The organism is Corynebacterium meitnerae, from assembly GCF_027570075.1.
Classification (GTDB): Bacteria; Actinomycetota; Actinomycetes; order Mycobacteriales; family Mycobacteriaceae; genus Corynebacterium; species Corynebacterium meitnerae.
Genome location: NZ_JAKMUS010000005.1, coordinates 99,782 through 121,376 on the forward strand (window position 1 = coordinate 99,782; position 21,595 = coordinate 121,376).

Below are 21,595 nucleotides of genomic sequence, written 5' to 3' on the forward strand. Positions count from 1 at the left end.
GGCCTTCTTCATCCACTGGATCGTGCCTGAGTTGGGTGCGAATTGGACTCGGAACATATTACAGGTGATCAGCGGAATCGCGAAATTGCTGTGCCTGCTTGCGTAGGATGCGCGCGTCTCGGCGTTTGGACAGTGGTTCATAGGCCATCCGCATCACCATTTCCAGTGGTCCGCGTTCGAATTTGCTGAGCCAGGCCATGCTCAACAGCACCAGGAACACCGACATGAGCGCGAAGATGAGGAGGACCCAGTAGGTGTAATGAGGGCCGTCGATAAGCCGAGCAACACCAAAGCCAAAGTCGTAGAAGATGATCGAGGCGATGACATTCTGCAGCACGTAGCAGGTCAGCGCCATGCGCCCCACAGCAGCAATGGGCCTACCCGCGACACCGAGCACGTTCCCCTTCTTGACATAGAACCAGGCGATGAGCGCGAGCAAACCGAAAGCCACCACCGTCGACGTGACGTAGCGGGTCAGCGGGAACGCATTGATGGTGAAGATTCGCAGCCCCCAGTCAACCGGCAGACCAATGCCGAAGCAGTAGAACATGACCTTGCGGCGCAACGCGGCACCATCCGGCTGGAAGAGGCCCGCGCGGTACAAGCGCGCTCCGAGCAAGAACACGCCGATCCCCATGAAGAACATGATGGCCACTTCCATGCGACCACCGACGATGTCAATCGCTCGGTACTGGACCATGTCCCAGTAACTATCCGTCGCGAAGGCAGTGCCAAGATCTTCAGTGCCGAGGGTCTCTGTCCCCTGCTCCTCCAGAGGCACCATGTTGTTCAGCAGAATCATGATGACAGCGAATGCCGTCATGACGAAGACATGGATGGAGACACCAACGATCATCCACCGCTTCTGCACCTTCTCACTTCGGGCCATAATCGGCGCAACAGCCAGAGCAGTAAGGCCGTAGCCCATCAACACATCGAATTCGAAGATGAAGATGTAATTAAGCAGCCCCTCAATGACAAGGATGCCGGCGCGCCACATATATCCACCCGGCCACGGCAGGCCCTGGCGCTGCCGACTTTGGCGCTGAATCTCCACACCGATGCCGAACATGATGGTGAGCAGCCCAAGGAACTTGCCATCGGTAATAAGGTACAGCAGGGATTCAATGAGCCAGGGAATGAAAGGTATTCCGGTGTCATTGGAGCCGCGAATAAAGCCCTGCGCTTCGCCAGCGTTGGAGCGCTCCGGGAAGATCGCTGAAAAGAGATCGTCGGAAGTGGAGGCGAAGATAGCAATATTAGTCAGCAGGGTGCCCAGGATGGCTAGTCCCCGCGCAACATCAAGGGCAACGATGCGCCGATAAACCATGCGGAAAAGATAACAAAAGCGATTATGAAATAACCACTGCTGCGTGTAGTGTTGACTCTCGCTGTTGTCGAAGTACACGTAAACGCTTTAGTCAACCGGTGACTTCTGGCGCCCTCGAGCTACCAGGCCACCCTCACTTTTAGGCCTTTAACCAGCAACGAGTGCGGCGTCTATCTACAGTCCCCCACGACTAGAAGCGGCTAGGAGAAAGAAGTAACCATGTCGGCACATTGCCAGGTCACGGGAAAGAAGCCGTCTTTCGGCAAGACCGTGTCCCACTCGCACCGCCGCCACTCGCGCCGTTGGAACCCCAACGTGCAGAAGCGGAAGTTTTACCTGCCCTCTGAGGGCCGCACCATCACGTTGAACGTATCCACGAAGGGGCTCAAGATCATTGACCGCGACGGCATCGAGTCCGTCGTTGCAGCGATCCGCGCCCGAGGGGAGAAGATCTAGCACATGGCACGCAATGACATTCGCCCCATCATCAAGCTGAAGTCCACTGCGGGCACCGGCTTTACGTACGTCACCCGTAAGAACAAGCGCAACAACCCGGATCGCATCACTCTGAAGAAGTACGACCCGGTTGTGCGTAAGCACGTTGAATTCCGCGAGGAGCGATAAATATGGCGAAGAAGTCCAAGATCGCTAAGAACGAAAAGCGCAAGGAGATCGTCGCGCGTTACGCTGAGCGCCGTCAGGAGCTCAAGGCGATCATCCGCAACCCGGAGACGTCCGATGAGGACCGTCTCGAGGCTCAGTTTGAGCTCAACCGCCAGCCGCGTGACGCTTCGCCGTCCCGCGTCCGTAACCGCGACTCGCACGATGGCCGCCCCCGCGGCTACCTCCGCAAGTTCGGTCTCTCCCGTGTTCGTATGCGTGAGATGGCCCACCGCGGCGAGCTGCCGGGCGTCCGTAAGTCCTCGTGGTAATTAAGGGAGTCTGTAAACATGAAGCGCAATAACAACCGTAAGGCGCGGATGGAGCAGTCCCGCCGCCCGAAGAAGAACCCGCTCAAGGCCAAGGGCATCGAAGCTGTGGACTACAAGGACATTGAGACCTTGCGTCTGTTCATCTCCGATCGCCACAAGATCCGCTCGCGTCGCGTCACTGGCCTGACGCCGCAGCAGCAGCGCCAGGTCGCTACCGCTGTGAAGAACGCGCGTGAGATGGCTCTCCTGCCGTTCACCAGCCGCTAAATCCGCTGGTTTTCGCCTAGAGCTTCGACAGTCCTCAGCGCCCCCTCCCCCAAGGAGGTGGGCGCTGAGGTTCTTTTTGCTTGTCGACGCCCCCCGGGGCCCCACCATTAGGTAAGTTGTTCTGTTAGTTCACCACCACTCTTTGAGGAGGAGCGCATGAGGCGAAGCGTTGGCCGACCGCGGAAAGCATCACCGCGGCGCTCTGGCGTCACTGCACGCGAGGAGATCCTTGACGCTTCGGCGGAACTGTTCACCAAGCAAGGTTTTGCCACTACCTCCACCCATGAGATCGCGGATGCCGTGGGTATGCGTCAGGCGTCTTTGTACTACCACTTCCCTTCCAAGGCGGATATCTTCTTGGAGTTGCTGAAGAGCACCATTGAGCCGTCGATAAGCCTTGCTGAAGACCTCGCGGCGTCGGATGCGACGCCGAGCCTGAAACTGTGGGCGCTGGTGGCTGCACAAACGCGTATTTTGTTGTCTTCGAAGTGGAATATTGGTCGGCTGTATCAGCTGCCTATTGCCATGTCCGAGGAGTTCACGGAGTACCACGAGCTGCGTGGCACGCTGGAATCGATCTTCCGCGCCCTGGCCGCTGAGATTGTGGGCGATGATGATCCGCGCATTGATCTGCCGTTCCACATGTCGCTGGCGGCTGTGGAACTGCGCGACAATACCGGTAAGGCGCCGTACCCTCTTGTGACGGATGCGCTGCCATCCCCGTCGGTGGTTCTGGCGGATGCTGTGCTGGATGTTTTGCACACTCCGCTGCCGGATGATCGCGGGTACCGCACGATCGATCTGTTGGAGAAAGCCACCCGCTAACAGTGCGATTCCGGTGCGGTGTTCAGCGCCGGACGCACCAGTGCCGCTAATTCGCTGGCCATGGCTTGCCCGCTTTGATAGGAGCCGTCCCCGCTGCGCACGGCAAGGGCAAGGGCAACATCGCGGCCCGCATCATCGTGGACAAGACCGAACTGGCGGACCTCATACCCACCATTGGTGGCCGAAGGCCCCCAGCCGCCTTTGAAGCGCGCAGCAGGAAGCGTGCCCACCCCATAGGACTGTGCGGGGGTGATGGCCCCCATGAGCTCCACGACGGGGCTTGAGCCGTCCACACACCGCAAATGGGAAGCAAAGCGTGCCTGTTCCGTGACGGTCCACTGTGTTTGGCCGAAGGGGGAGAACTCCGGGCGGACATATTGGCTTTGCACCGCAATCGGTGCCCCGCCTTGGGCGAGGACCGCTTCCACGGCTTCTGGGGTGGTGCTTTGCCACAGCGTCATCGCCGCAGCGTTGTCCGAAGACTGAATAGCCATGGCTGCTTGCCCGGCTAGTCCCGGATTCGTGTTCAACGCCGCGATGGCGATGGGCACTTTGATCGTGGACCAGGAGGCAAAACCACTGGCATCACCAGCAGAATACTCGCCGGACGTACCGACGATTGCCACTTCCGCTACTCCCCCATACGCCTGCACAACCTCATTCACGGCAGCATCAAGCGCTGTTTGCAGCTCAGCCGATGGTGGGGGCGCAGTGTCTTCTGGGGGTTCTGGCTGTGGTGAGGTCTCCGTGGGTGCTTGGAGCGTTGGCTGTGGCAAGCGCTCCTCCGGCTCACTGTCCGCGCTCGGCCCAATAGTGCACGACGACAGGCAGGCAACAAGCCCGACTGCCGTCAGTGCTGATGCTGCACCTCGCACCACTAGTAGATCTTCACCACTGCGTTATTGCCGCCGCGGCAGACAACCGTGGAGCCTTCTTCGCTGCAGCGCATGGTGTAGTACTTCCCCGTCGCACTGCTGTACACGTCATGCAGAGTGATGTTCGGGTCCCCGTCATACTCCGCCTGGAATGCGGAGTACACGGCACGTGCAAAGCCCTTACTGGTCACCGACGTGCCACGCTCATACGAGGTGTACGTCCGATCTTTGTTTCGCTCCCGATCCGGGGCAGGCACATCAACCGTTTCCGTGATCGTTGCCTGCGGGGTGGACACCTCCGACTCCTGGGACTGCTGCAGCGTCATCGACGTTTCCTCAGACGCTGAGGAGGAGTCTTTCGACGTGAAGTACAGCGTCGCAAGAACCGCTCCACCAACCAGCAGCAGCGTGAGCAGAAACCCCAGAATGATGATTCCTATGTTGGATTTCTTCTCCGGTTCCGGCGCCGGCGCGTAGTAATACGGCGGGTACTGCCCCGGCCCCGGCTGGGGCTGGTTCGGAGGCTGGGGTTGCTGCCAGTGTGGGTCAGTCATGGTACGGGATGTCCTTGCTTCAACGGGGGGTAGGCCTAGTGCGAGAAGTGACGGGTGCCAGTGACGTACATGGTCACACCGGCCTCATTCGCAGCAGCGATGACTTCCTCATCGCGGATGGAGCCACCCGGCTGAACGACGGCCTTGACGCCGGCATCAGCCAGGATCTGGAAACCGTCAGCGAACGGGAAGAACGCGTCAGAAGCGGCAACTGCGCCGTTGGTGCGGTTGCGGCCCTCGTCGAGGGTATTGGCACGCTCAACAGCGAGCTTTGCGGAATCCACGCGGTTGACCTGACCCATGCCCACGCCCACTGCGGCGCCCTCGCTCGCAATGAGGATGGCGTTGGACTTCACGCAACGGATGGCGTTCCATGCGAACTCCAGGTCCTTCAGCGTTGCCTCATCAGCAGCCTCACCGGCGACAAGCTCCCAGTTCTCCGGCCTATCGCCCTCGGCCTGGTAGATGTCACGGTCCTGAACGAGCGTGCCGCCGGAGATCTGCTTGATCTCCTTGCCCTCACGCTCCGGCTTCTCAGCGGTGAGGATACGCAGGTTCTTCTTGGTCTGCAGCAGCTCCAGTGCGTCATCGGCGTAGCTCGGGGCGATGATCACCTCGGTGAAGATCGGCTTGACCTGCTCCGCCATCTCAAGGGTGACCTCACGGTTGGAAGCAATCACGCCGCCGTATGCGCTCACCGGGTCGCAGGCATGCGCCTTCGCGTGTGCCTCAGCGATGGACGTTTCAGACACAGCGATACCGCACGGGTTCGCGTGCTTGATCACAGCAACGCACGGGCGCTCGTGATCCCACGCCGCACGCCATGCCGCATCCGCGTCCTGGTAGTTGTTGTAGGACATTTCCTTGCCGCCGTGCTGGGTTGCACCGGCCAGGCCGGTGCCGTCGGAGATCAGGCTGGCGGCCTGGTGCGGGTTCTCGCCGTAGCGCAGCGTCGTGGACTTGTCCGTGCGGCCAAGCTGCTCAGCGAACCAGGTGGACACCGCGGCGTCGTAAAGCGCGGTGTGCGTAAACGCATCAGCCGCAAGCTGACGGCGCTGATCCTCGTCGAATCCACCGGCCTTGATGGCCTCGATGACCTCGCCGTAACGCGCCGGATCCACAACCACAGCAACCGACGGATGGTTCTTCGCTGCAGCGCGCACCATGGACGGGCCGCCGATATCGATCATCTCCACAACATCGTCAAAGCCCGCGCCGGACGCAACGGTGTCCTCGAACGGGTACAGGTTCACCACAACGAGATCGAACGGCTCCACACCCAGCTCCGCGATCTGCTTCGCGTGCTCTTCCTTGCGCAGGTCCGCCAGAATGCCGGCGTGGACGCGCGGGTGCAGCGTCTTCACACGGCCCTCCAGCACCTCCGGGAAGCCGGTGAGCTCCGCCACCTCAATGACGTTTGCGCCGGCACCCTTGATGCGCTGCGCGGTCGACCCGGTGGAGACAATCTCAACACCTGCCTCCGCCAATGCTGCTGCGAGCTCTTCCAAGCCCGTCTTATCAAAGACACTGACCAGGGCGCGCTTAATCGGTTTACGGGTGCTCATGCGGTGAACTCAACCTTTCCGGTGGTGGTGATGTTGGCGGTGTGCGCGCGCTTTAGCGTATCGACGATGAGCGCCCGCTCCACTTCCTTAATCCGTTCGTGCAACTCTTCTTCACTTTCCCCCTCGCGCACATCCACTGCACGCTGGGCGATGATCTGGCCCGTATCCACACCGGAATCGATGTAGTGCACCGTCGTTCCCGTGACCTTCACGCCGTACGCCAAAGCATCACGCACAGCATGCGCACCAGGGAATGCGGGCAACAGGGCTGGGTGAGTATTAATCAGGGCGCCTTCGAAGCGCTCCAAGAACTCCTCCCCCACGATCTTCATAAACCCGGCGGACACAACCACATCCGGGTTCACGCTGGCGACAGTATCCCTCAGCTGGACATTCCACGCGCTGCGGTCGCCGTCAAGCTGGACCACTTCCGTGCGGATACCAGCCTTCCGTGCACGATCAAGCGCCGGACATTCCACGTCCGCAACGACAAGATCCACGTCATACGTTCCCCGGTTATCAATGATCGCTTGCAACAGCGTCCCCGAACCGGAAACCAAAACAGCTACAGAAATACGCCCAGAGGCCTGTGAAGAGTCTGCCACGCCTACAGAGTCTAGCCCCTGTCTAGCCCTTATCCTCCTGGGTACCCTCTTCTGCGCTTATCGACGCCTCGGCGTCCTCCTCCGGCTCTTCTTCAGAGTCAGCCTCAGGCTCTTCCTCGGCTGGTTCATCAGCCTCTTCATCAGCCTCGTCTGTCTGCTCAGTTTCAGGTTCCTCTGCCGGTTCTTCCGCAGGTTCTTCTGCTTCCAGATCTTCCTCTTCTTCTGGTTCTGCGTCTGGTTCTTCCTCGACCTTCGGACGAGTGAAGGTAGCAATGATCCAGGCGATCGCGGCAATACCGCCGACCCATGCACCAGCGGCAAGCGTGAATGCCCACGGCGATGGTCCGATCCAGCCGTACGCGCCGACCTGGCCGCCAGCGAGCAGCGCGCTGATGAGCGCGAGAACAGCAGCCCATGCGGCTGCGATGACAACCTCGAACCCGCTGAGACGACGACGGATGAAGAAGTGAATGATCACGCCCGCGGGGACAATCAGGAAGACCGGCGCCCATACGGCGACCTCACCCGGGATGGCCGCAAAGAGCGGCATGGGTGGCAATGGCGGCACCACTGCGCCGAATAGCGATACCGATCCTTCCGCAATGGCGAGCGGCGTTCCCATGAGAACAGCAAGTGTGTTCACCGCTGCGTTGGGCAGGTACAGCACGCTGGCAAAAAGCAACCCGGCACCACCGCTGGCACCCAACGTTGGGTAAGAGTCCAGCAGCTCCCCGATCCGCGGGGCACCAAAAGCGAGCAGTACCAAGAAGAACGCGCCTGATGCGGCGAGCAGACGAAGGGACAGACGAATCGTGGCACCCGTGATGCCCACGAACTCAACGGGCACACCAACGCGGCGGCACAGTGCCGTCCACAGCTTCGCACTCATCCCGCATGCCATTCCCACGAGGTGAATGAACACGGGGACGAACAGGCCCTTATATACAGCTGGCGCCGTAACCGGGAAAACTGCCGACGCATCCGCAACCATGAACCATGCAATGGCGGACAACGTGAACGGAATCAGAATGACCAGACCAGCAATGGCGTAGAGGTCAAGAATGCTCACGCGGTCTTTCGTTGCCGCACGGACACGCCACGCAATCAACGCAGCCACGCCAATGGCTGGCAGCAGCGGAATCGCGCCAAGTGTGACCCCATCAAAAGTGACAGGCACACCGTGCGCCACAAACCATGTCTCCGCAATCGCAGCCGGAAGCGCCGCTGGACGGCCACCGGTCAGCAGGATCGTACCCAGACACAGCACTGCAATGCCCAGCACCAACACTGCATTCGGCACACCAATGAATGGAAGGTAGTGGCGGAGCCGCTCCTTCATCGTGGTGGGCACTACCGGGGAAACATCAGGGCGCGCGGCGTCAGCAGCACGTACCGTGCGCGGGCGACGGCGAGCGGACGGCGAGGTGCGCGAGGACCGGGAAGACCGCGAGGGTGGACTGGACTTGTTACTCATCACTGCCAACTGTTCCACGCCAACCAGCCAGCTGGCGGGTGGGACACGGCCCCACTAACCCAGAAAGCACAAACACCCCCGTGAAGCTCCCCAGTGAGGAAGAACTTTTCGGAGGTGTGCGCCTAAGTTGTCGGCTCTTGGAAGGAAGAGAGCTTAGAACTTGATGCCGCCCTTGACGAAGTTGAAGATCACCAGGAGCAGAGCAGCGATGCCGGTGCCGAGCAGGATGTCGAAGGTGGTGCCGAACTTCCAGTCGTTGGACTTGTCAGACTTGAAGGAAGAAGCCAGCGGGCCGAGAGCCTTCTTCTGCCCAGCCTCGTCCTTGTCCTTGACGATGGACTCAACGATCTTGGTCTTGTCGCCTTTAATCGCAGAGTCGATGGCATCCTCGTTGGAGATCTTGGAGGAGCTCTCCTTCTTCTCACCCTGCTGCTGGCTAGCAGACAGCTCCGGCTTCTTGGGAGTCTCAGCCTGCGCCGGAACGACGGCGAGGGAGAGGGCGGTAGCAGCAGCGATTGCGGCGGTGATGGTGCGCTTCATAATGAACGTCCTGTCTCGTAGAAGTTCCGTGAGCACTTTTGCGACACGGTTGCATTTGGAAAACCTTTGGCGGGGCCAATGTTTTACCTAAGCAATCTAAGTATCGACCACCCCAAGGATGGCGTTACACGTTTCTTAAAAATTCTTTTAAAAAGGTTCCGGGCCGGGGGTGTGCCGAAAATCACCACAGATATATAAGGCCTGCGCAGCAACAAGAAACCCCAAGATTCGCGAGACCCCTGTGGCTCATGTGCACTGATGTGAATAATGGCGGGTCATGGCGTTGTGTCGAGTTCACATGACAGGAAAAATAAATTCCCCCTAAGAGGTTGCTTAACGTTCTTGGCCTGACTAATGTTACGCCGGGTAGATAACAACTAGGTTACGATTACGGAACACACCGTTTATATTGCGGGGAAACGCTCCACCGTCAACCGCCCGTAACCGAAAGACGATCTAACGAGGTTTTGAGTTGAACTCTTCGCGCGCACAACGCACGGGCGGCAAGCACCGCAAGCAGAGCCCCAATAAGGGACGTATTGCAATGGTAGCTCTGACTACCGGTGCAGTAACCACCGGTGGCGCAGCTGTTGCCAGCGCAGCCAATGCAGGCGGCCAGGCACAGGTGGGGACCCCGAACATCAACACCGCCAACCTCAACCCGGTATCCGCGCCGCAGATTCTTGCCATCAGCGAGTACAAGCCGGTTGAGAACCTCACCGAGCAGCTGGGCAAGGCACTGGAATACAACAAGGAGCGCATCGCGGCCGACCTGGCTGCACGCGCACCGCTTACCGTGAAGCCTGCTGAAGGTGCTTACACCTCCGGCTTCGGCCCGCGCTGGGGCACCTTCCACAAGGGCATTGACATTGCCAATGCCGTTGGCACCCCGATCCTCGCTGCCGCTGATGGCGTTGTCATCGACGCTGGCCCGGCTGGCGGCTACGGCAACTGGGTTCGCATCCGCCACGAGGACGGCACCGTAACCCTCTACGGCCACATGGAAACCATTGAATGCACCGTCGGTCAGACTGTCCGCGCAGGACAGCGTATCGCCGGCATGGGCTCCCGCGGCTGGTCCACCGGTTCCCACCTCCACTTCGAGGTCCACCCGAATGGCGGCGACGCGATTGATCCGGCACCGTGGCTCGCAGAGCGTGGCATCACCCTCTAAAGCCAACGAGAGCCTTTCATCCTCCAACCCTTATGGGCTGGAGGATTTTTTATGCTCGCCACTCCCCCACCCCCAATCACTACCCCCACCAAGCCGAGTAACAGCAGTCACATTTGTCACACTAGCCACATTGCTACCCAGCAGTTTTGCTGGAAACATTCGCACGGACGAGCTAATTTCGCACGTCAAATGGCCTAAATTGCCGTTGAACTAGCGGTCGGCCGCCGATAGCATGTTTCAAGTTGCAAAACTCTTTCACATGTTTCCCTCAAGTCTTTTCGAAAAGGACGACATGAAAAAACGTTTCATTGCCGGCGCTTTGGCCCTGGCCCTTCCGCTTGCCGCTTTGCCCGCCAATGCCTTTACCGTCTCCGTGAACGGTCAGTCCGTTGAGGGGCTGGCTCCTGCCCTGCCGGACATCGGCAAGGCTCTGGACGACATCTTCACCAAGGGCGCTACGTTCTCCGCTGCTGGCTACAGCATCGTTTACGATCCGCGCATTCTTCCGCAGTACAACGAGGCTGAGGCTACCGCTGGCGTCCCGTCCAACACTGTGACGGCTCAGACGGGTGTATCCCCGTCTGGCCAGACCGTCGTGATGCCAGCCGAGGGGCGCTTCACGTCCGGCTTCGGTCCGCGTTGGGGTTCTATCCACCGCGGCATCGACATTGCCAACAGCATCGGTACGCCTATTAGGGCAGTCATGGACGGCACCGTGATCAACGCCGGCCCGGCCCAGGGCTTTGGCAAGTGGGTACGCGTGCGCCACGACGACGGTTCCATCAGCGTGTACGGCCACGTCCACTCCTTCAACGTGAACGTGGGTGAGCGCGTGACCGCCGGCCAGCAGATTGCTCAGATGGGTAATGAGGGCCGCTCCACCGGGCCGCACCTGCACTTTGAGATCCTGCCGGATGGTCAAACGCAAGTGGACCCGGTGCCGTGGTTCGCGGAGCGCGGCATCACCGTCTAGAGCAGCGTCTTAGAGCTTCTCCATCGGCACGCCGCCGATGAGCATGAGGCGCACGGTTCCGCTGGAACCAAAGTCGATGGTGACGGTCTCCCTGGCTCCTGATCCATCGACACTCATGACCGTGCCCAGCCCGTACTTCGCGTGGTTAACACGGTCCCCCTTAGCCAGGTCCAAATTCTTGTTGACCTTCATGCGGCTTCCACCGCTTCGGGTCCGCATGGGTTTGCGTGGCGTCGACGGAGTGCCCCAAGCATCCGAGAAGCCACCGTCGTAGGAGCGCTCCGGTTCCACCCGGCGCCAGTCGATGAGGTCCTCTGGGACCTCTGCGAGGAAGCGGCTGGCGGGGTTGGTTACCGGATTGCCCCAAGACGAACGCAGCATCGCCCGCGTGAGGTAAAGGTTCCGCCTTGCGCGGGTGATTCCTACATATGCCAATCGACGTTCTTCGGCCAGCTCCGCCGGATCACCTAAGGATCGCAGGTGTGGGAACTGCCCGTCTTCCCAACCGGTAACAAACACGACCGGGAATTCCAGGCCCTTAGCGGTATGCAACGTCATCATCGTGACCACGCCTTGGCCTTCATCCGGGATCTGGTCCGCATCAGCAACCAGGGACACACGCTCCAAGAATGCCTGCAGTGAGCCCGGCGCGGGTTCACCTTCAGACACATCTTCCGGCTCATCGCCTGGCATCGCTGCGTAGGCCATCTGGTTCGCTGCATCCGAGGAGAACTCCCGCGCCACCGACACCAATTCGTTGAGGTTATCTAGGCGGGCGCCGTCCTGCGGATCATTGGAGGCTTCCAATTCCGCCTTGTATCCAGTGACATCCAGGATGCGGGCAACCAGGCCACCCAGGTCCGGCATACCCGTGACCTCATTGCGGAGTTCTGGAATCTCAGCCAGGAGGCCATCGAGCATCTCCACGAACCCGCCGATCGCGTTGGAGGTACGAGATGCCACGCCGGGGACCTCCCCCGAGACCACGTCGCGCAGTGCACGCCCAAAGCTGATGCCCTGGTTCTCCGCGTGCAGCGCCACCATCGCTTGGGCCTTATCTCCAATACCGCGCTTGGGCACATTGATGATGCGGCGCATGCTCACGTCATCGTCCATGTTTTCCAGTACGCGTAGGTACGCGATGACGTCGCGGATTTCACGGCGCTCGTAGAAGCGGGTACCGCCAACAACCTTGTAAGGAATCCCGGCGCGGATGAAGATGTCCTCCAGAGCCCGCGAAGAGTTGTTCGTCCGGTACATCACCGCGATGTCGGAATACTGCGCACCGCGATCCGTCAGCGCATCAATTTCATTGGCGACGAAGCGGGCCTCATCATGCTCATTATCCGCAACGTAGCCAATGATCTTCTCCCCTTCCCCAAGGTCCGTCCACAACTTCTTGGGCCGGCGGCCAACGTTCTGGGAAATGACAGCATTCGCTGCGGCGAGGATGTTCTGCGTGGAGCGGTAATTCTGTTCCAGCAGGATCGTGGTGGCGTTGGGGTAATCCCGCTCAAACTCCTCGATGTTGCGGATCGTTGCACCGCGGAAAGCATAAATCGACTGATCCGAATCACCCACCACAGCGAGCTCAGGTGCATGCGGGCCATCACCCACCAGCGTGTGGATGAGCTCGTACTGCGCATGGTTGGTGTCCTGGTACTCGTCCACGAGCACGTGACGGAAGCGCCTGCGGTAATACTCGAGCACTGGCGGGTGCTGTTTGAATAGCGCGACGACCTCCCCAATCAAGTCATCAAAATCCACCGCGTTTGCTCCACGGAGACGACGTTGGTACTCCGCGTAGACAGACGCCACGGTCACCTCAAACGGGTTCTTCGTGGTGGTGGCCTTTGCGCGTGCCTCTTCCGGGCCGACGAGCTCATTCTTGAGATTCGAAATCGCATTAGCCAGGGATCGCGGAGTGAACTTCTTCAAATCAAGGTTCATCTCTTTCGCGATCATGCTCAGCAGCCGCCGCGAATCATCACTGTCATAAATAGTGAAGTTACTGTTCAAGCCCGAAACGAGCTGTGCCTGCTGGCGAAGAATCCGCACGCACACCGAGTGGAACGTGGCCACCCACATTCGCTCCGCCTGCGGGCCAATCAAACTCACCACACGGTCCCGCATCTCAGCGGCAGCCTTGTTAGTAAATGTGATGGCCAGGATCTCCCACGGTGCGACACCGCGTTCCTGCAAAAGATAAGCAATGCGCCGCGTCAGAACGGCAGTCTTGCCCGAGCCCGCACCGGCCACGATGAGCAGCGGCGAGCCAGAATGTTCCACCGCGGCTTTCTGCTGCGGGTTAAGCCCCAAAGTTAAGTCAGTTCCCATGATGGCTACCACCGTACTAGGCGGGTACGACACTGCCCTCCCTGCGCCAGTTCGCGCAGGCACGTGGCAGAATGTAGGGCTATGAGCGCTAAGGGCGAGGAGCAGTTTGAGATCAGGTACCCATCGGGTACGGATGACCCGTTGTCGGACGCGGAGATTCAAAAATACCGGCAAGAAATTGACCGGCTCGACCGCGTGATCCTTGACGCAGTGAAGCGTCGCTCGCAGATCTCCCAAGCCATCGGCAAAACTCGCATGGGCTCAGGTGGCACGCGGCTTGTGCACACCCGCGAGGTGGCCATCATCAACCAGTTCCGCGACGAGCTGGGGGAAGAAGGACCAAACCTCGCCGCAATCCTTCTCAGGCTTGGGCGAGGCAAGTTGGGATAGAGGCCCACTAAGTGGGCCTCTAGTCCTGTTCGAGGGAATCCAGCACAACCTCAAATTCGAGCAGCTCTGCACCGGTAGCAACCGGCTTGCGGGGCTGCTCCCCTTCTTTGTTGGCGTGGGCGGCCTGGCCTTCGCCGGCCCACCATGCGTCGTAGGATTCCTGGTCGGCCCAGCGGGTGACCACGAAGTAGCGGTCCTCGCCCTTCACTGGGCGCAGAAGTTGGAAGCCTTCGAAGCCTGGCTGGCTATCAATAGCGTGCTTGCGGGCCTGGAAACGCTCCTCGAGCTTTTCGCCGGCACCTTCAGGGACAGTGATTGCGTTGATTTTGACAATGCTCATGGCCCCATTATGGCTGAAACTTTCACTAATCTGGAGGGGCACATTCGTTGAACCGATGATCAGCTCCAAGGACACGCTATGACTGATTCCTCTGCCACCACCCCTTCCCGCGATATCACCCAGACACAGGCATGGAAAGACCTGCAGAAACTCCACGCAGAGAAACCTGAAATGACTCTGCGTGAGCTGTTCAACAGTGATGAGCAGCGTGCACAGAAGTACACCTTCGACGCTGCTGGCCTCCACGTTGATCTGTCGAAGAACTTGGTGGATGAGGACGTTCTGGACGCCCTCGTTGCCCTGGCAGAAGAAGCAGGACTGAAGGACGCAACGGAGCGGATGTTCCAAGGCGCGCACATCAACTCCACGGAGGACCGCGCGGTGCTGCATACCGCGCTGCGCCTGCCCGCGGAGAAGGACCTCACCGTTGATGGGCAGGATGTCGCAGCTGACGTGCACGAGGTGCTCGGCCGCATGCGTGATTTCGCATCGAAGCTGCGCTCGGGTGCATGGCTGGGGCACACGGGGCACACGATTAAGAAGGTTGTGAACATCGGTATCGGCGGCTCGGACTTGGGCCCCGCGATGGCAGCGAAGGCCCTGCGTACCTACGCCACGGCGGGAATCACCGCAGAGTTCGTGTCCAATGTTGATCCGGCGGACATGGTCAGCGTCCTCGACCAGGCGGATCCGGGTGAGACGCTGTTCATCGTCGCCTCCAAAACCTTCACCACCCAGGAGACTCTTTCCAATGCGCACGCCGCGAAGCGCTGGCTGTTGGAGCAGTTTGATGGGGATGAATCGGCCATCGCGAAGCACTTCGTCGCTGTGTCCACGAACGCGGAGAAGGTCGCGGAATTCGGTATCGACACAGAGAACATGTTCCCGTTCTGGGACTGGGTTGGTGGCCGTTACTCGGTGGACTCCGCGATCGGCCTGAGCCTCATGGCGGTCATCGGCCCCTTGGACTTCATGCGCTTCCTCGAAGGCTTCCACGCGATGGATGAGCACTTCCGCACCACCGAGATCCGCCAGAACATCCCGGCGCTCATGGGTCTGCTCAACATCTGGTACCGCAATTTCCACGGCGTAGCCACCCACGCGGTTCTGCCCTACTCGCAGGATCTCTCCCGCTTCCCCGCGTACCTGCAGCAACTCACCATGGAATCGAACGGCAAGTCAGTGCTTATCGACGGCTCGCCGGTCCCCACCGCCACCGGCGAAGTCTTCTGGGGTGAGCCAGGAACCAACGGCCAGCACGCGTTCTTCCAACTCATGCACCAAGGCACGTCCATGATCCCGGCTGACTTCATCGGTTTTGCCCGCCCGAAGGAAGACCTGCCCACCGCTACCGGTGAAGGCTCCATGCACGACCTGCTCATGGGGAACTTCTTCGCGCAAACCAAGGTGCTGGCGTTTGGGAAGACGGTGGAAGAGGTGGAAGCGGGGGGCGTCGATAAGCAATTGGCCCCGCACAAGGTCATGCCGGGCAATCGACCGACAACGACGATCCTTGCGGACGAGCTCACCCCACACGCGCTGGGCGCGCTCATCGCGCTGTATGAGCACATCACGTTTACGCAGGGCGTGATCTGGGGCATCAACTCCTTCGACCAGTGGGGCGTGGAGCTGGGCAAGGCGCAGGCCAACGAGCTGGCCGCAGCCGTCTCGGGTGAGGAAGAGCCGAACAGCGGGGACTCCTCCACTGACTCGCTCATCGCGTGGTACCGCAAAAATGCGTGACGCGTGAATCAAATCCGCGGTTGAAACACAGAAAGTGCGCTTACCGCGGATAGGCTAAGCCAGCATGGGCGATGCCGTTTCACGTGATTCTTATACCCCCAAGCAGCGGACGCGATACCGTCAGCTCCTGCTCGATGACCTGGAGAGCTTCGACGCACACCTCCAGGAGGCCGAGTTCGTCGACCACGGAACCATCGGGCTGGAGCTTGAGCTCAACCTCGTGGGCGATGATATGGCGCCCAAGGGCTGCAACGAGGCGGTGCTGGAGGGGCTCTCCGACGAGTACCAGACCGAGGTCGGCCGCTACAACGTCGAGCTCAACCACCCGCCGCTTGACCTGACCGGGGACGGGCTGCGGCAGCTGCACGAGGGGCTCGATAAGCGGCTCGCGGCCGTGGATGATGCAGCGAAGAAGGCCGGCGCACACGTTGCCATGATCGGCACGCTACCCACCGTCACCACCGACTACCTACAAAGCGACGAGTGGATGACCCCCGAAAACCGTTACGCCGCACTGTCCAACATGGTGCTCGAGGCGCGCGGTGAGCTCGTGCATATCGACGTCTCCCGGCAGGAACGCTACCGCGCCACCTTCGACGACATCGCTACGGAATCCACCTGTACTTCGATGCAGCTGCACCTCCAAGTGGCACCTGACCGCTTCCGCGATGCGTGGAATGCGTCCCAGGCCATCGCCGGCGTGCAGGTCGCACTCGGCGCGAACTCGCCGCTATTTATGGGCCACCGGACGTGGCATGAATCGCGCATCCCGGTGTTCAAGCAGTCCATTGACACCCGCACCGCTGTGTTGATGAATCAGGGTGTTCGCCCGCGCGTGTGGTTCGGCGAACGGTGGATCACCAGCGTATTCGACCTGTTTGAGGAGAACGTACGATACTTCTCTCCGCTTATCCCCGAATCCCGCACCGCCGCCGGCAAACCCATCATGGATGGAAACAGCCCCGCGCTGCACTACCTCAACCTGCACAACGGCACGGTGTGGCGCTGGAATCGCCCAATCTATGATCCCTCGCTGGAACTGTCCCACATGCGCGTGGAAAACCGCCTCCTGCCCGCCGGCCCCACTACTGCCGACATCATCGCGGACGCCGCTTTCTACTACGGACTGGTGAAGTTCCTCGGCGAACAAACCCGCCCCGTCTGGTCCCGCCTCACCTTCGAGGACGCCCGCTCGAACTTCTACGACGGCGCCCGCGACGGCATCAGCGCCACCATGATCTGGCCCACGCTGGGGCGTATCGACGTATCCAACCTCGTCCTCAACCACCTCCTCGACCAGGCCCACGAGGGCCTGCGAATGCTCAAGGTTGATGAGGAACTCAACGAGAAATACCTGGGCATCATCGAAGGCCGGGCGTGGAACCGCCAGAACGGTGCCACCTGGCAGCTGGATGTTCTGGACAAACTCGGTGGTGGGACCAAGCCTGACACGCCTGAACGCCAAGAGGCCCTGGCAAAGATGCTGAAGCTGTACCTGGAAAACCAAAAGTCTGGCATGCCGGTTCATTCTTGGTCCACGGACATTGATTAAGGCAGACTATCCCTCATGTCTGCCATCATTGATTGGATTGTCAGCCTCATGGATACGCTCGGCGCCCCCGGCGTCGGCATTGCGATCCTGCTTGAGAACCTCTTCCCACCCATCCCCTCCGAAGTTGTCCTGCCGCTGGGTGGCTTCACCGTCGCCCAGGGCTCGCTGAGCTTCGCTGCGGTGTTCATCTGGGCCACCATCGGCTCAGTGGTGGGTGCCTACATTCTGTATGGCGTGGGTGCATGGTTGGGTGCTGAGCGCCTGCGCACCATCGCGGATTGGATGTGGCTGGTTAAGGCCTCTGACGTGGACAAGTCCCTCGAATGGTTCGACCGCCACGGCCGCCCATCTATTTTGTTTGGTCGTTTGATCCCCGGCATCCGCTCCCTCATCTCCATTCCCGCCGGCCTGGACCGCATGAACCTGCTCACCTTCGGTGTGTGGACCACCCTTGGCTCCGCCGTGTGGAACTTCATCCTCATTTACCTGGGCTTCACCCTCGGCGATAACTGGGAGTCTGTGACCAACTACATCGACCAGTACTCCAAGGTCGCCTACGCCCTGATCATCTTGGTGATGCTGGGCTTCTTGGTCTACTTCATCCGCCGCGCTGCGAAGGAGAAGCAGGCGGGTTAGCTGGACTTTGCGTCTTCGGTGAAGGATTTAATACCCGACTCAGCCCGACCTGGCCCGACCTGGTGTTTTAGGAGGCGGACTGGGTGCGAAATGCTAAACCCTTCACCCATCCCAGGTATCAGGCGCTGGCTGGCAGCTCGGACACCACCAGATCACGCGCTCCAAATCCCCCTGCCCGCCGAGGAATCCTTGCTTGATCAACGTGGTGCATCGCCGGCAGGGTTTATTGTTGCGCCCGAACACATAACTGGTCTCACCAGCGCGTTTCACACCGGTAGTCACGCGCTTGACCTCGTCTTTATTCGCCCACATGAGGCGCCGCGCAATGCGCAGCATCTTAACCACGCCGTCTTCGCCGATCTCCCCCACTGTCCGCGCCGGATGCACGCCGGCCAGGAAACAGATCTCCGCGCGATACTCATTACCGATCCCCGCCACGCGCTGCTGGTCCAGCAAGCTACGTCCGATCTCACGCCCTGGGTCAGCAAGAATGCGGCGGGTGGCCTCGTCCATGTCAAAGGTCGAAGCCAACAGATCCGGGCCAAGGTAGCCCATTTCGGAGTCAAATAAGCGGACTGGGAACACATCCACTAAACCCAGAGAGTGACCAACCAATTCGATGTCCCCGGCGGGATCCGCAAGCTGCAGCACCACACGCGCCGTGTGCCCGGGCTTGGACCAGCGCGCCCCTACACGGTGCACCGACCACGTGCCTTCCATTTTCAAGTGCGTGTGCAGAATCTGCGGCTCATGGCCATCCGCAGCGAATTGCATGAACAGGTGCTTGCCGTACGGCCAGACGCGCTCCACGGTCATGCCGGTGAAGTCGACGGTGGCAAAGCGCGGGACACGCAGTGAGCACCGCGTGACCTCCCGGCCCGTCATGAACTGCAGCCGCTTGGACAGCTGATAGACCGAATCACCTTCAGGCAACCGCTAGGCCCCCGCGTTTCCGTGTAATGGGTTGAACCAGCGCACGTCGGGGAAACGCGCGAAATCAGCATCAAAGGAACAGATTTCTGTCCCGTGCTCAATTGCAAGCGCAGCCAAATGAGCATCCGTAACCAGATTCCCGGTCGCACCGGAAGTCCGGAGTATACGCCCAAGTATTTCCGCGTGGCGTGGGCCTGGCTCCGGAATCCATACCTGATCAGATGAGATGAGCGTTTGGATTGCACCCCACGCCTGGTCCACTGAAAGCGGACGCTTCATAATTCGCGCATTTGTGGTCACTCTCTGAAAGGCAAGTAGAGACACCCATGGCAATCCCACCCGTTCATCACCGTTCAGGGCGTCGCCCAACCACGCACGCGCGGGTTCTTGTTTCGCTCCCGGTGCACCCAACGCGTAGATCAGCACATTTGCATCAACGATCATCGCGGTCCTGCCAGTGCGCCTCCTCTTCGATTCCCAAAAGTTCTCCGATGTTGGTCACATCAACTTTAGGTTCGTAATCGAATTCTGGAAGAACGACCTCTCTCACGGACTGTCTCCGTTTCAGGCCTGCCTTTGCTAGTTCATTAACGGCTTCCGAAAGCGAGAGCCCCCTATCGGCCTGAAGGTGTTTAGCGGCCACCATGACCTCACCACTCAGGCGAACCGTGGTGCGTGTTCCACCGCTCATTGGATTTTTTATCGCACTCATAAACCGGAGCATACCTCCAACAAGCTGCATGAATCAATGATTCACCCATCTATTTCACTCCGGCAGGCACGCTTAAACCATGAGTTGAAGCCGTCGCAGCATCGCCAGTGAGCTGGATGAATCAGCACATGTATCTAGGAACACCATCACAGAACACTTGGGTGGCCTGCAGCCGGGACCACGTCCCCCAACAATTGAATGACATGTTCAACTTATTTGGAAACCAGCCAACCCCTGAAGAATCACTCATCGGTTTTTCACCGACATGGATGAGGCAGTCGAGTGGGCGCGCGGCGTGCTCAAAGACACCGGAACCGATCCGGAGAAGGAGTTCGTGAAAGCCGTCAAGGACATTCGTACTGCCAAGAAAAGGCTCGGCCTTGCAGCGGCGACCCAACTCATAAAAGAGGTCAATAACTGCACACGCTGAACAAATGCGCGACTACCTTCGGATGATCCCTTCCAATCGCGACGCGATTTCCTCAACACTCGGCGATTCTGTCGCTGCAGAAATGGCAAGGTCAAACCAGTCGTCTGAAGAAGTATGCGCTACAGGAATATCATATGTACGCAGTAGCAACACCGCGAGCAATACTCCAGAGCGCTTGTTCCCATCAACAAAGGGATGAGTGGAAATGATGCTGTCCATCAGTGCAGCCGCCTTCAACCACACCCCAGGGTAAAGATCCATCCCCTCAAAAGTAAGCCAAGGACGTTCCAAAGCTGCTGCGAGTAGCCCTCTGTCGGCAACATAAAAACCGTGCTCTTCAAGCCACGGGCCAACGGATTCTAAACGCAGCGCGGAACGCGGATCCATCAAATGTCTCGCAGACGTTCCATCAGATCTTGGCGCGCATCAAAGAAGGCATTGAGCTCACGTTCGGCAAATTCGCGGGCATCGACACGCTCAAAACGTTCACTGATAAGTTGTGAAATCACCTGCTGTTTCGAGGCACCATCCATCGCTGCGAGAGCTTCAAGCTTCTCATCAATCTCCGGGGTCAGCCTCAAATTCATAGCCATGCCTCAATGGTACCGACGAGGTACCGCAGCCTCAATAGCCGAGCTCGTCGAGGGTTTCTGTCACGCTTCTTCCCCGCCGCTTGGGCGCGGGGTCGCAGCCAATCGCTGAATCACCTTCACCCCTATGTTTCTTTGAACGGGTTGAGTACGGGAACACCCAGTCTCCGAAAGTCTTTTTCATTCCGGGTGACAACGACTAAACCATGAGCTGAAGCCGTCGCAGCAATAAGAACGTCTCTTTCCGGCGCGGGATCTGGAACATGGTTGAAAACACATCGCCGAGCAACCTCAAGGTTGATGGGCAGGATTCGTCCCTGAAACGCTTCGAGCACCGCCCCATCGAGCCAATGCTGAAGCCGGCTGGCTTGCTCCGCATCACGGCGTTCGAGCCGACGAACACCAATCTCGATCTCCATCACGGTAATGACAGATAAATACAACTCAGATTCATCGTGCTCCGCAACCCAATGCAGAACACCCTCGTTGGGCTGCGATTTTTGAAATTCGCTGATGATATTTGTGTCAAGAAGATACATCAGAATTCAACCGGCCGTAGACCAAGAACGACATTCTCAATACTCGTATCAACCGAGCCATCAATGAGTAGTTTTTCCACGATGCTTTCTGGCGAATGAGTCAGTTTTTTGTATTCTGCGTAGGACATAAGCACGTGAGATGGTGCACCACGGTCAGTAATGATGACGGGATTCTCAAGCGCTTCCCGCTTCGCTCTGCTGAGCTCCTGGTTGAACTCTCGCGCGGACATCGTCTGTGTCATCACGCACCCCCTTTTGGTAGTAACGTAACTACACTCT

Annotated in this window: 28 protein-coding genes; 12 read left to right on the forward strand and 16 right to left on the reverse strand. The window is 59.4% G+C overall.

Features of this window, described 5'->3' with window-relative positions; genetic code table 11:
• Positions 1-58: 58 nt before the first annotated feature.
• The gene (locus tag L8U60_RS04680) at positions 59-1,330 is read right to left on the reverse strand and encodes a DUF418 domain-containing protein (RefSeq protein WP_269965217.1); all 1,272 of its coding nucleotides are present in this window, start codon (positions 1,328-1,330) and stop codon (positions 59-61) included.
• Between the two features lie 219 nt (positions 1,331-1,549).
• Here L8U60_RS04680 and rpmB point away from each other — a divergent pair, with 219 nt between their 5' ends.
• The 5 genes from rpmB (at position 1,550) to L8U60_RS04705 (ending at position 3,354) form a co-directional block, all read left to right on the forward strand.
• Positions 1,550-1,786, forward strand: a complete 237-nt coding sequence (rpmB, locus tag L8U60_RS04685; RefSeq protein ID WP_269965218.1) for a 50S ribosomal protein L28 — start codon at positions 1,550-1,552, stop codon at positions 1,784-1,786.
• 3 nt (positions 1,787-1,789) lie between these two features.
• Entirely contained in the window at positions 1,790-1,954 is a 165-nt protein-coding gene (gene rpmG / locus L8U60_RS04690) for a 50S ribosomal protein L33 (protein ID WP_006841072.1), read from the forward strand.
• Positions 1,955-1,956: 2 nt separating this feature from the next.
• Positions 1,957-2,262, forward strand: coding sequence for a 30S ribosomal protein S14 (gene rpsN, locus L8U60_RS04695; protein ID WP_269965219.1), 306 nt, complete (start codon positions 1,957-1,959; stop codon positions 2,260-2,262).
• An 18-nt stretch (positions 2,263-2,280) separates the two neighbouring features.
• Positions 2,281-2,529, forward strand: a complete 249-nt coding sequence (rpsR, locus tag L8U60_RS04700; protein ID WP_005291360.1) for a 30S ribosomal protein S18 — start codon at positions 2,281-2,283, stop codon at positions 2,527-2,529.
• 156 nt (positions 2,530-2,685) lie between these two features.
• On the forward strand, positions 2,686-3,354 hold the full coding sequence (locus tag L8U60_RS04705) for a TetR/AcrR family transcriptional regulator (protein ID WP_269965220.1): 669 nt from the start codon (positions 2,686-2,688) through the stop codon (positions 3,352-3,354).
• Here the strand turns inward: L8U60_RS04705 and L8U60_RS04710 are convergent.
• The 6 genes from L8U60_RS04710 to L8U60_RS04735 form a co-directional block, all read right to left on the reverse strand.
• Entirely contained in the window at positions 3,351-4,232 is an 882-nt protein-coding gene (locus tag L8U60_RS04710) for a serine hydrolase (protein ID WP_269965221.1), read from the reverse strand. The genes L8U60_RS04705 and L8U60_RS04710 overlap by 4 nt on opposite strands.
• Positions 4,232-4,783: a hypothetical protein gene (locus L8U60_RS04715; RefSeq protein ID WP_269965222.1), complete on the reverse strand. Its 552-nt coding sequence runs from the start codon at positions 4,781-4,783 to the stop codon at positions 4,232-4,234. Before L8U60_RS04715 ends, L8U60_RS04710 begins: the two co-directional genes overlap by 1 nt.
• Before the next feature lie 35 nt (positions 4,784-4,818).
• On the reverse strand, positions 4,819-6,348 hold the full coding sequence (purH, locus tag L8U60_RS04720) for a bifunctional phosphoribosylaminoimidazolecarboxamide formyltransferase/IMP cyclohydrolase (protein WP_269965223.1): 1,530 nt from the start codon (positions 6,346-6,348) through the stop codon (positions 4,819-4,821).
• Positions 6,345-6,953, reverse strand: coding sequence for a phosphoribosylglycinamide formyltransferase (gene purN, locus L8U60_RS04725; RefSeq protein ID WP_269965224.1), 609 nt, complete (start codon positions 6,951-6,953; stop codon positions 6,345-6,347). Before purN ends, purH begins: the two co-directional genes overlap by 4 nt.
• 22 nt (positions 6,954-6,975) lie before the next feature.
• Complete coding sequence (locus L8U60_RS04730; protein ID WP_269965225.1) at positions 6,976-8,427, reverse strand: cell division protein PerM; 1,452 nt, start codon at positions 8,425-8,427, stop codon at positions 6,976-6,978.
• Positions 8,428-8,580: 153 nt separating this feature from the next.
• Positions 8,581-8,967 carry a hypothetical protein gene (locus L8U60_RS04735; protein WP_269965226.1) on the reverse strand — a complete coding sequence of 129 codons (387 nt, stop codon included), beginning with the start codon at positions 8,965-8,967 and terminating at the stop codon, positions 8,581-8,583.
• A 544-nt stretch (positions 8,968-9,511) separates the two neighbouring features.
• On the opposite strand from L8U60_RS04735, the gene L8U60_RS04740 reads away from it, so the two are divergent.
• Entirely contained in the window at positions 9,512-10,141 is a 630-nt protein-coding gene (locus L8U60_RS04740) for a M23 family metallopeptidase (protein WP_269965227.1), read from the forward strand.
• Between the two features lie 292 nt (positions 10,142-10,433).
• Complete coding sequence (locus L8U60_RS04745; RefSeq protein WP_269965228.1) at positions 10,434-11,114, forward strand: M23 family metallopeptidase; 681 nt, start codon at positions 10,434-10,436, stop codon at positions 11,112-11,114.
• Between the two features lie 9 nt (positions 11,115-11,123).
• On the opposite strand, the gene pcrA is transcribed toward L8U60_RS04745, so the two are convergent.
• On the reverse strand, positions 11,124-13,451 hold the full coding sequence (gene pcrA, locus L8U60_RS04750) for a DNA helicase PcrA (protein WP_269965229.1): 2,328 nt from the start codon (positions 13,449-13,451) through the stop codon (positions 11,124-11,126).
• A gap of 81 nt (positions 13,452-13,532) precedes the next feature.
• Here pcrA and L8U60_RS04755 point away from each other — a divergent pair, with 81 nt between their 5' ends.
• Positions 13,533-13,841, forward strand: coding sequence for a chorismate mutase (locus L8U60_RS04755; RefSeq protein ID WP_269965230.1), 309 nt, complete (start codon positions 13,533-13,535; stop codon positions 13,839-13,841).
• A 19-nt stretch (positions 13,842-13,860) separates the two neighbouring features.
• On the opposite strand, the gene L8U60_RS04760 is transcribed toward L8U60_RS04755, so the two are convergent.
• Positions 13,861-14,181, reverse strand: a complete 321-nt coding sequence (locus L8U60_RS04760; RefSeq protein WP_269965231.1) for an antibiotic biosynthesis monooxygenase family protein — start codon at positions 14,179-14,181, stop codon at positions 13,861-13,863.
• Positions 14,182-14,259: 78 nt separating this feature from the next.
• Here L8U60_RS04760 and pgi point away from each other — a divergent pair, with 78 nt between their 5' ends.
• From pgi to L8U60_RS04775, 3 genes are all read left to right on the forward strand, one after another.
• On the forward strand, positions 14,260-15,924 hold the full coding sequence (gene pgi, locus L8U60_RS04765) for a glucose-6-phosphate isomerase (protein WP_269965232.1): 1,665 nt from the start codon (positions 14,260-14,262) through the stop codon (positions 15,922-15,924).
• Between the two features lie 64 nt (positions 15,925-15,988).
• Positions 15,989-17,476 carry a glutamate-cysteine ligase family protein gene (locus tag L8U60_RS04770; RefSeq protein WP_269965233.1) on the forward strand — a complete coding sequence of 496 codons (1,488 nt, stop codon included), beginning with the start codon at positions 15,989-15,991 and terminating at the stop codon, positions 17,474-17,476.
• A 15-nt stretch (positions 17,477-17,491) separates the two neighbouring features.
• On the forward strand, positions 17,492-18,112 hold the full coding sequence (locus tag L8U60_RS04775) for a DedA family protein (protein ID WP_269965234.1): 621 nt from the start codon (positions 17,492-17,494) through the stop codon (positions 18,110-18,112).
• A 102-nt stretch (positions 18,113-18,214) separates the two neighbouring features.
• Here the strand turns inward: L8U60_RS04775 and L8U60_RS04780 are convergent, their stop codons facing one another.
• From L8U60_RS04780 to L8U60_RS04790, 3 genes are read right to left on the reverse strand one after another with little or no spacing between them, the layout of a single operon-like run.
• Positions 18,215-19,045 (reverse strand): DNA-formamidopyrimidine glycosylase family protein, encoded by an 831-nt coding sequence (locus L8U60_RS04780; RefSeq protein ID WP_269965235.1) that lies wholly within the window; start codon positions 19,043-19,045, stop codon positions 18,215-18,217.
• Between the two features lie 3 nt (positions 19,046-19,048).
• On the reverse strand, positions 19,049-19,489 hold the full coding sequence (locus tag L8U60_RS04785) for a TA system VapC family ribonuclease toxin (protein ID WP_269965236.1): 441 nt from the start codon (positions 19,487-19,489) through the stop codon (positions 19,049-19,051).
• Positions 19,479-19,787, reverse strand: coding sequence for a hypothetical protein (locus L8U60_RS04790; RefSeq protein WP_269965237.1), 309 nt, complete (start codon positions 19,785-19,787; stop codon positions 19,479-19,481). Before L8U60_RS04790 ends, L8U60_RS04785 begins: the two co-directional genes overlap by 11 nt.
• A gap of 235 nt (positions 19,788-20,022) precedes the next feature.
• On the opposite strand from L8U60_RS04790, the gene L8U60_RS04795 reads away from it, so the two are divergent.
• Positions 20,023-20,187, forward strand: coding sequence for a hypothetical protein (locus tag L8U60_RS04795; protein ID WP_269965238.1), 165 nt, complete (start codon positions 20,023-20,025; stop codon positions 20,185-20,187).
• A gap of 12 nt (positions 20,188-20,199) precedes the next feature.
• Here L8U60_RS04795 and L8U60_RS04800 read toward each other — a convergent pair whose 3' ends face one another.
• From L8U60_RS04800 to L8U60_RS04815, 4 genes are all read right to left on the reverse strand, one after another.
• The gene (locus L8U60_RS04800; protein ID WP_269965239.1) at positions 20,200-20,574 is read right to left on the reverse strand and encodes a type II toxin-antitoxin system death-on-curing family toxin; all 375 of its coding nucleotides are present in this window, start codon (positions 20,572-20,574) and stop codon (positions 20,200-20,202) included.
• On the reverse strand, positions 20,574-20,780 hold the full coding sequence (locus tag L8U60_RS04805; RefSeq protein ID WP_269965240.1) for a hypothetical protein: 207 nt from the start codon (positions 20,778-20,780) through the stop codon (positions 20,574-20,576). The genes L8U60_RS04800 and L8U60_RS04805 overlap by 1 nt, the downstream gene beginning before the upstream one ends.
• Positions 20,781-20,902: 122 nt before the next feature.
• Entirely contained in the window at positions 20,903-21,316 is a 414-nt protein-coding gene (locus tag L8U60_RS04810; RefSeq protein ID WP_338026470.1) for a type II toxin-antitoxin system VapC family toxin, read from the reverse strand.
• On the reverse strand, positions 21,316-21,558 hold the full coding sequence (locus L8U60_RS04815) for a type II toxin-antitoxin system Phd/YefM family antitoxin (protein ID WP_269965241.1): 243 nt from the start codon (positions 21,556-21,558) through the stop codon (positions 21,316-21,318). The genes L8U60_RS04810 and L8U60_RS04815 overlap by 1 nt, the downstream gene beginning before the upstream one ends.
• Positions 21,559-21,595 lie beyond the last annotated feature (37 nt).

Bases quoted from the DNA above. Each gene is read 5' to 3' on its own strand.
- L8U60_RS04735 (WP_269965226.1), bottom strand. From the start codon at position 8,967: ATGAAGCGCACCATCACCGCCGCAATCGCTGCTGCTACCGCCCTCTCC.
- L8U60_RS04785 (WP_269965236.1), bottom strand. From the start codon at position 19,489: ATGATCGTTGATGCAAATGTGCTGATCTACGCGTTGGGTGCACCGGGA.
- L8U60_RS04730 (WP_269965225.1), bottom strand. From the start codon at position 8,427: ATGAGTAACAAGTCCAGTCCACCCTCGCGGTCTTCCCGGTCCTCGCGC.
- L8U60_RS04715 (WP_269965222.1), bottom strand. From the start codon at position 4,783: ATGACTGACCCACACTGGCAGCAACCCCAGCCTCCGAACCAGCCCCAG.
- L8U60_RS04680 (WP_269965217.1), bottom strand. From the start codon at position 1,330: ATGGTTTATCGGCGCATCGTTGCCCTTGATGTTGCGCGGGGACTAGCC.
- L8U60_RS04805 (WP_269965240.1), bottom strand. From the start codon at position 20,780: ATGGCTATGAATTTGAGGCTGACCCCGGAGATTGATGAGAAGCTTGAA.
- L8U60_RS04705 (WP_269965220.1), top strand. From the start codon at position 2,686: ATGAGGCGAAGCGTTGGCCGACCGCGGAAAGCATCACCGCGGCGCTCT.
- L8U60_RS04795 (WP_269965238.1), top strand. From the start codon at position 20,023: ATGGATGAGGCAGTCGAGTGGGCGCGCGGCGTGCTCAAAGACACCGGA.
- pgi (WP_269965232.1), top strand. From the start codon at position 14,260: ATGACTGATTCCTCTGCCACCACCCCTTCCCGCGATATCACCCAGACA.
- L8U60_RS04790 (WP_269965237.1), bottom strand. From the start codon at position 19,787: ATGCAGCTTGTTGGAGGTATGCTCCGGTTTATGAGTGCGATAAAAAAT.
- rpmB (WP_269965218.1), top strand. From the start codon at position 1,550: ATGTCGGCACATTGCCAGGTCACGGGAAAGAAGCCGTCTTTCGGCAAG.
- pcrA (WP_269965229.1), bottom strand. From the start codon at position 13,451: ATGGGAACTGACTTAACTTTGGGGCTTAACCCGCAGCAGAAAGCCGCG.
- L8U60_RS04760 (WP_269965231.1), bottom strand. From the start codon at position 14,181: ATGAGCATTGTCAAAATCAACGCAATCACTGTCCCTGAAGGTGCCGGC.
- rpsN (WP_269965219.1), top strand. From the start codon at position 1,957: ATGGCGAAGAAGTCCAAGATCGCTAAGAACGAAAAGCGCAAGGAGATC.
- rpmG (WP_006841072.1), top strand. From the start codon at position 1,790: ATGGCACGCAATGACATTCGCCCCATCATCAAGCTGAAGTCCACTGCG.
- L8U60_RS04755 (WP_269965230.1), top strand. From the start codon at position 13,533: ATGAGCGCTAAGGGCGAGGAGCAGTTTGAGATCAGGTACCCATCGGGT.
- L8U60_RS04815 (WP_269965241.1), bottom strand. From the start codon at position 21,558: ATGACACAGACGATGTCCGCGCGAGAGTTCAACCAGGAGCTCAGCAGA.
- purH (WP_269965223.1), bottom strand. From the start codon at position 6,348: ATGAGCACCCGTAAACCGATTAAGCGCGCCCTGGTCAGTGTCTTTGAT.
- rpsR (WP_005291360.1), top strand. From the start codon at position 2,281: ATGAAGCGCAATAACAACCGTAAGGCGCGGATGGAGCAGTCCCGCCGC.
- L8U60_RS04745 (WP_269965228.1), top strand. From the start codon at position 10,434: ATGAAAAAACGTTTCATTGCCGGCGCTTTGGCCCTGGCCCTTCCGCTT.
- L8U60_RS04770 (WP_269965233.1), top strand. From the start codon at position 15,989: ATGGGCGATGCCGTTTCACGTGATTCTTATACCCCCAAGCAGCGGACG.
- L8U60_RS04775 (WP_269965234.1), top strand. From the start codon at position 17,492: ATGTCTGCCATCATTGATTGGATTGTCAGCCTCATGGATACGCTCGGC.
- L8U60_RS04810 (WP_338026470.1), bottom strand. From the start codon at position 21,316: ATGTATCTTCTTGACACAAATATCATCAGCGAATTTCAAAAATCGCAG.
- L8U60_RS04800 (WP_269965239.1), bottom strand. From the start codon at position 20,574: ATGGATCCGCGTTCCGCGCTGCGTTTAGAATCCGTTGGCCCGTGGCTT.
- L8U60_RS04740 (WP_269965227.1), top strand. From the start codon at position 9,512: ATGGTAGCTCTGACTACCGGTGCAGTAACCACCGGTGGCGCAGCTGTT.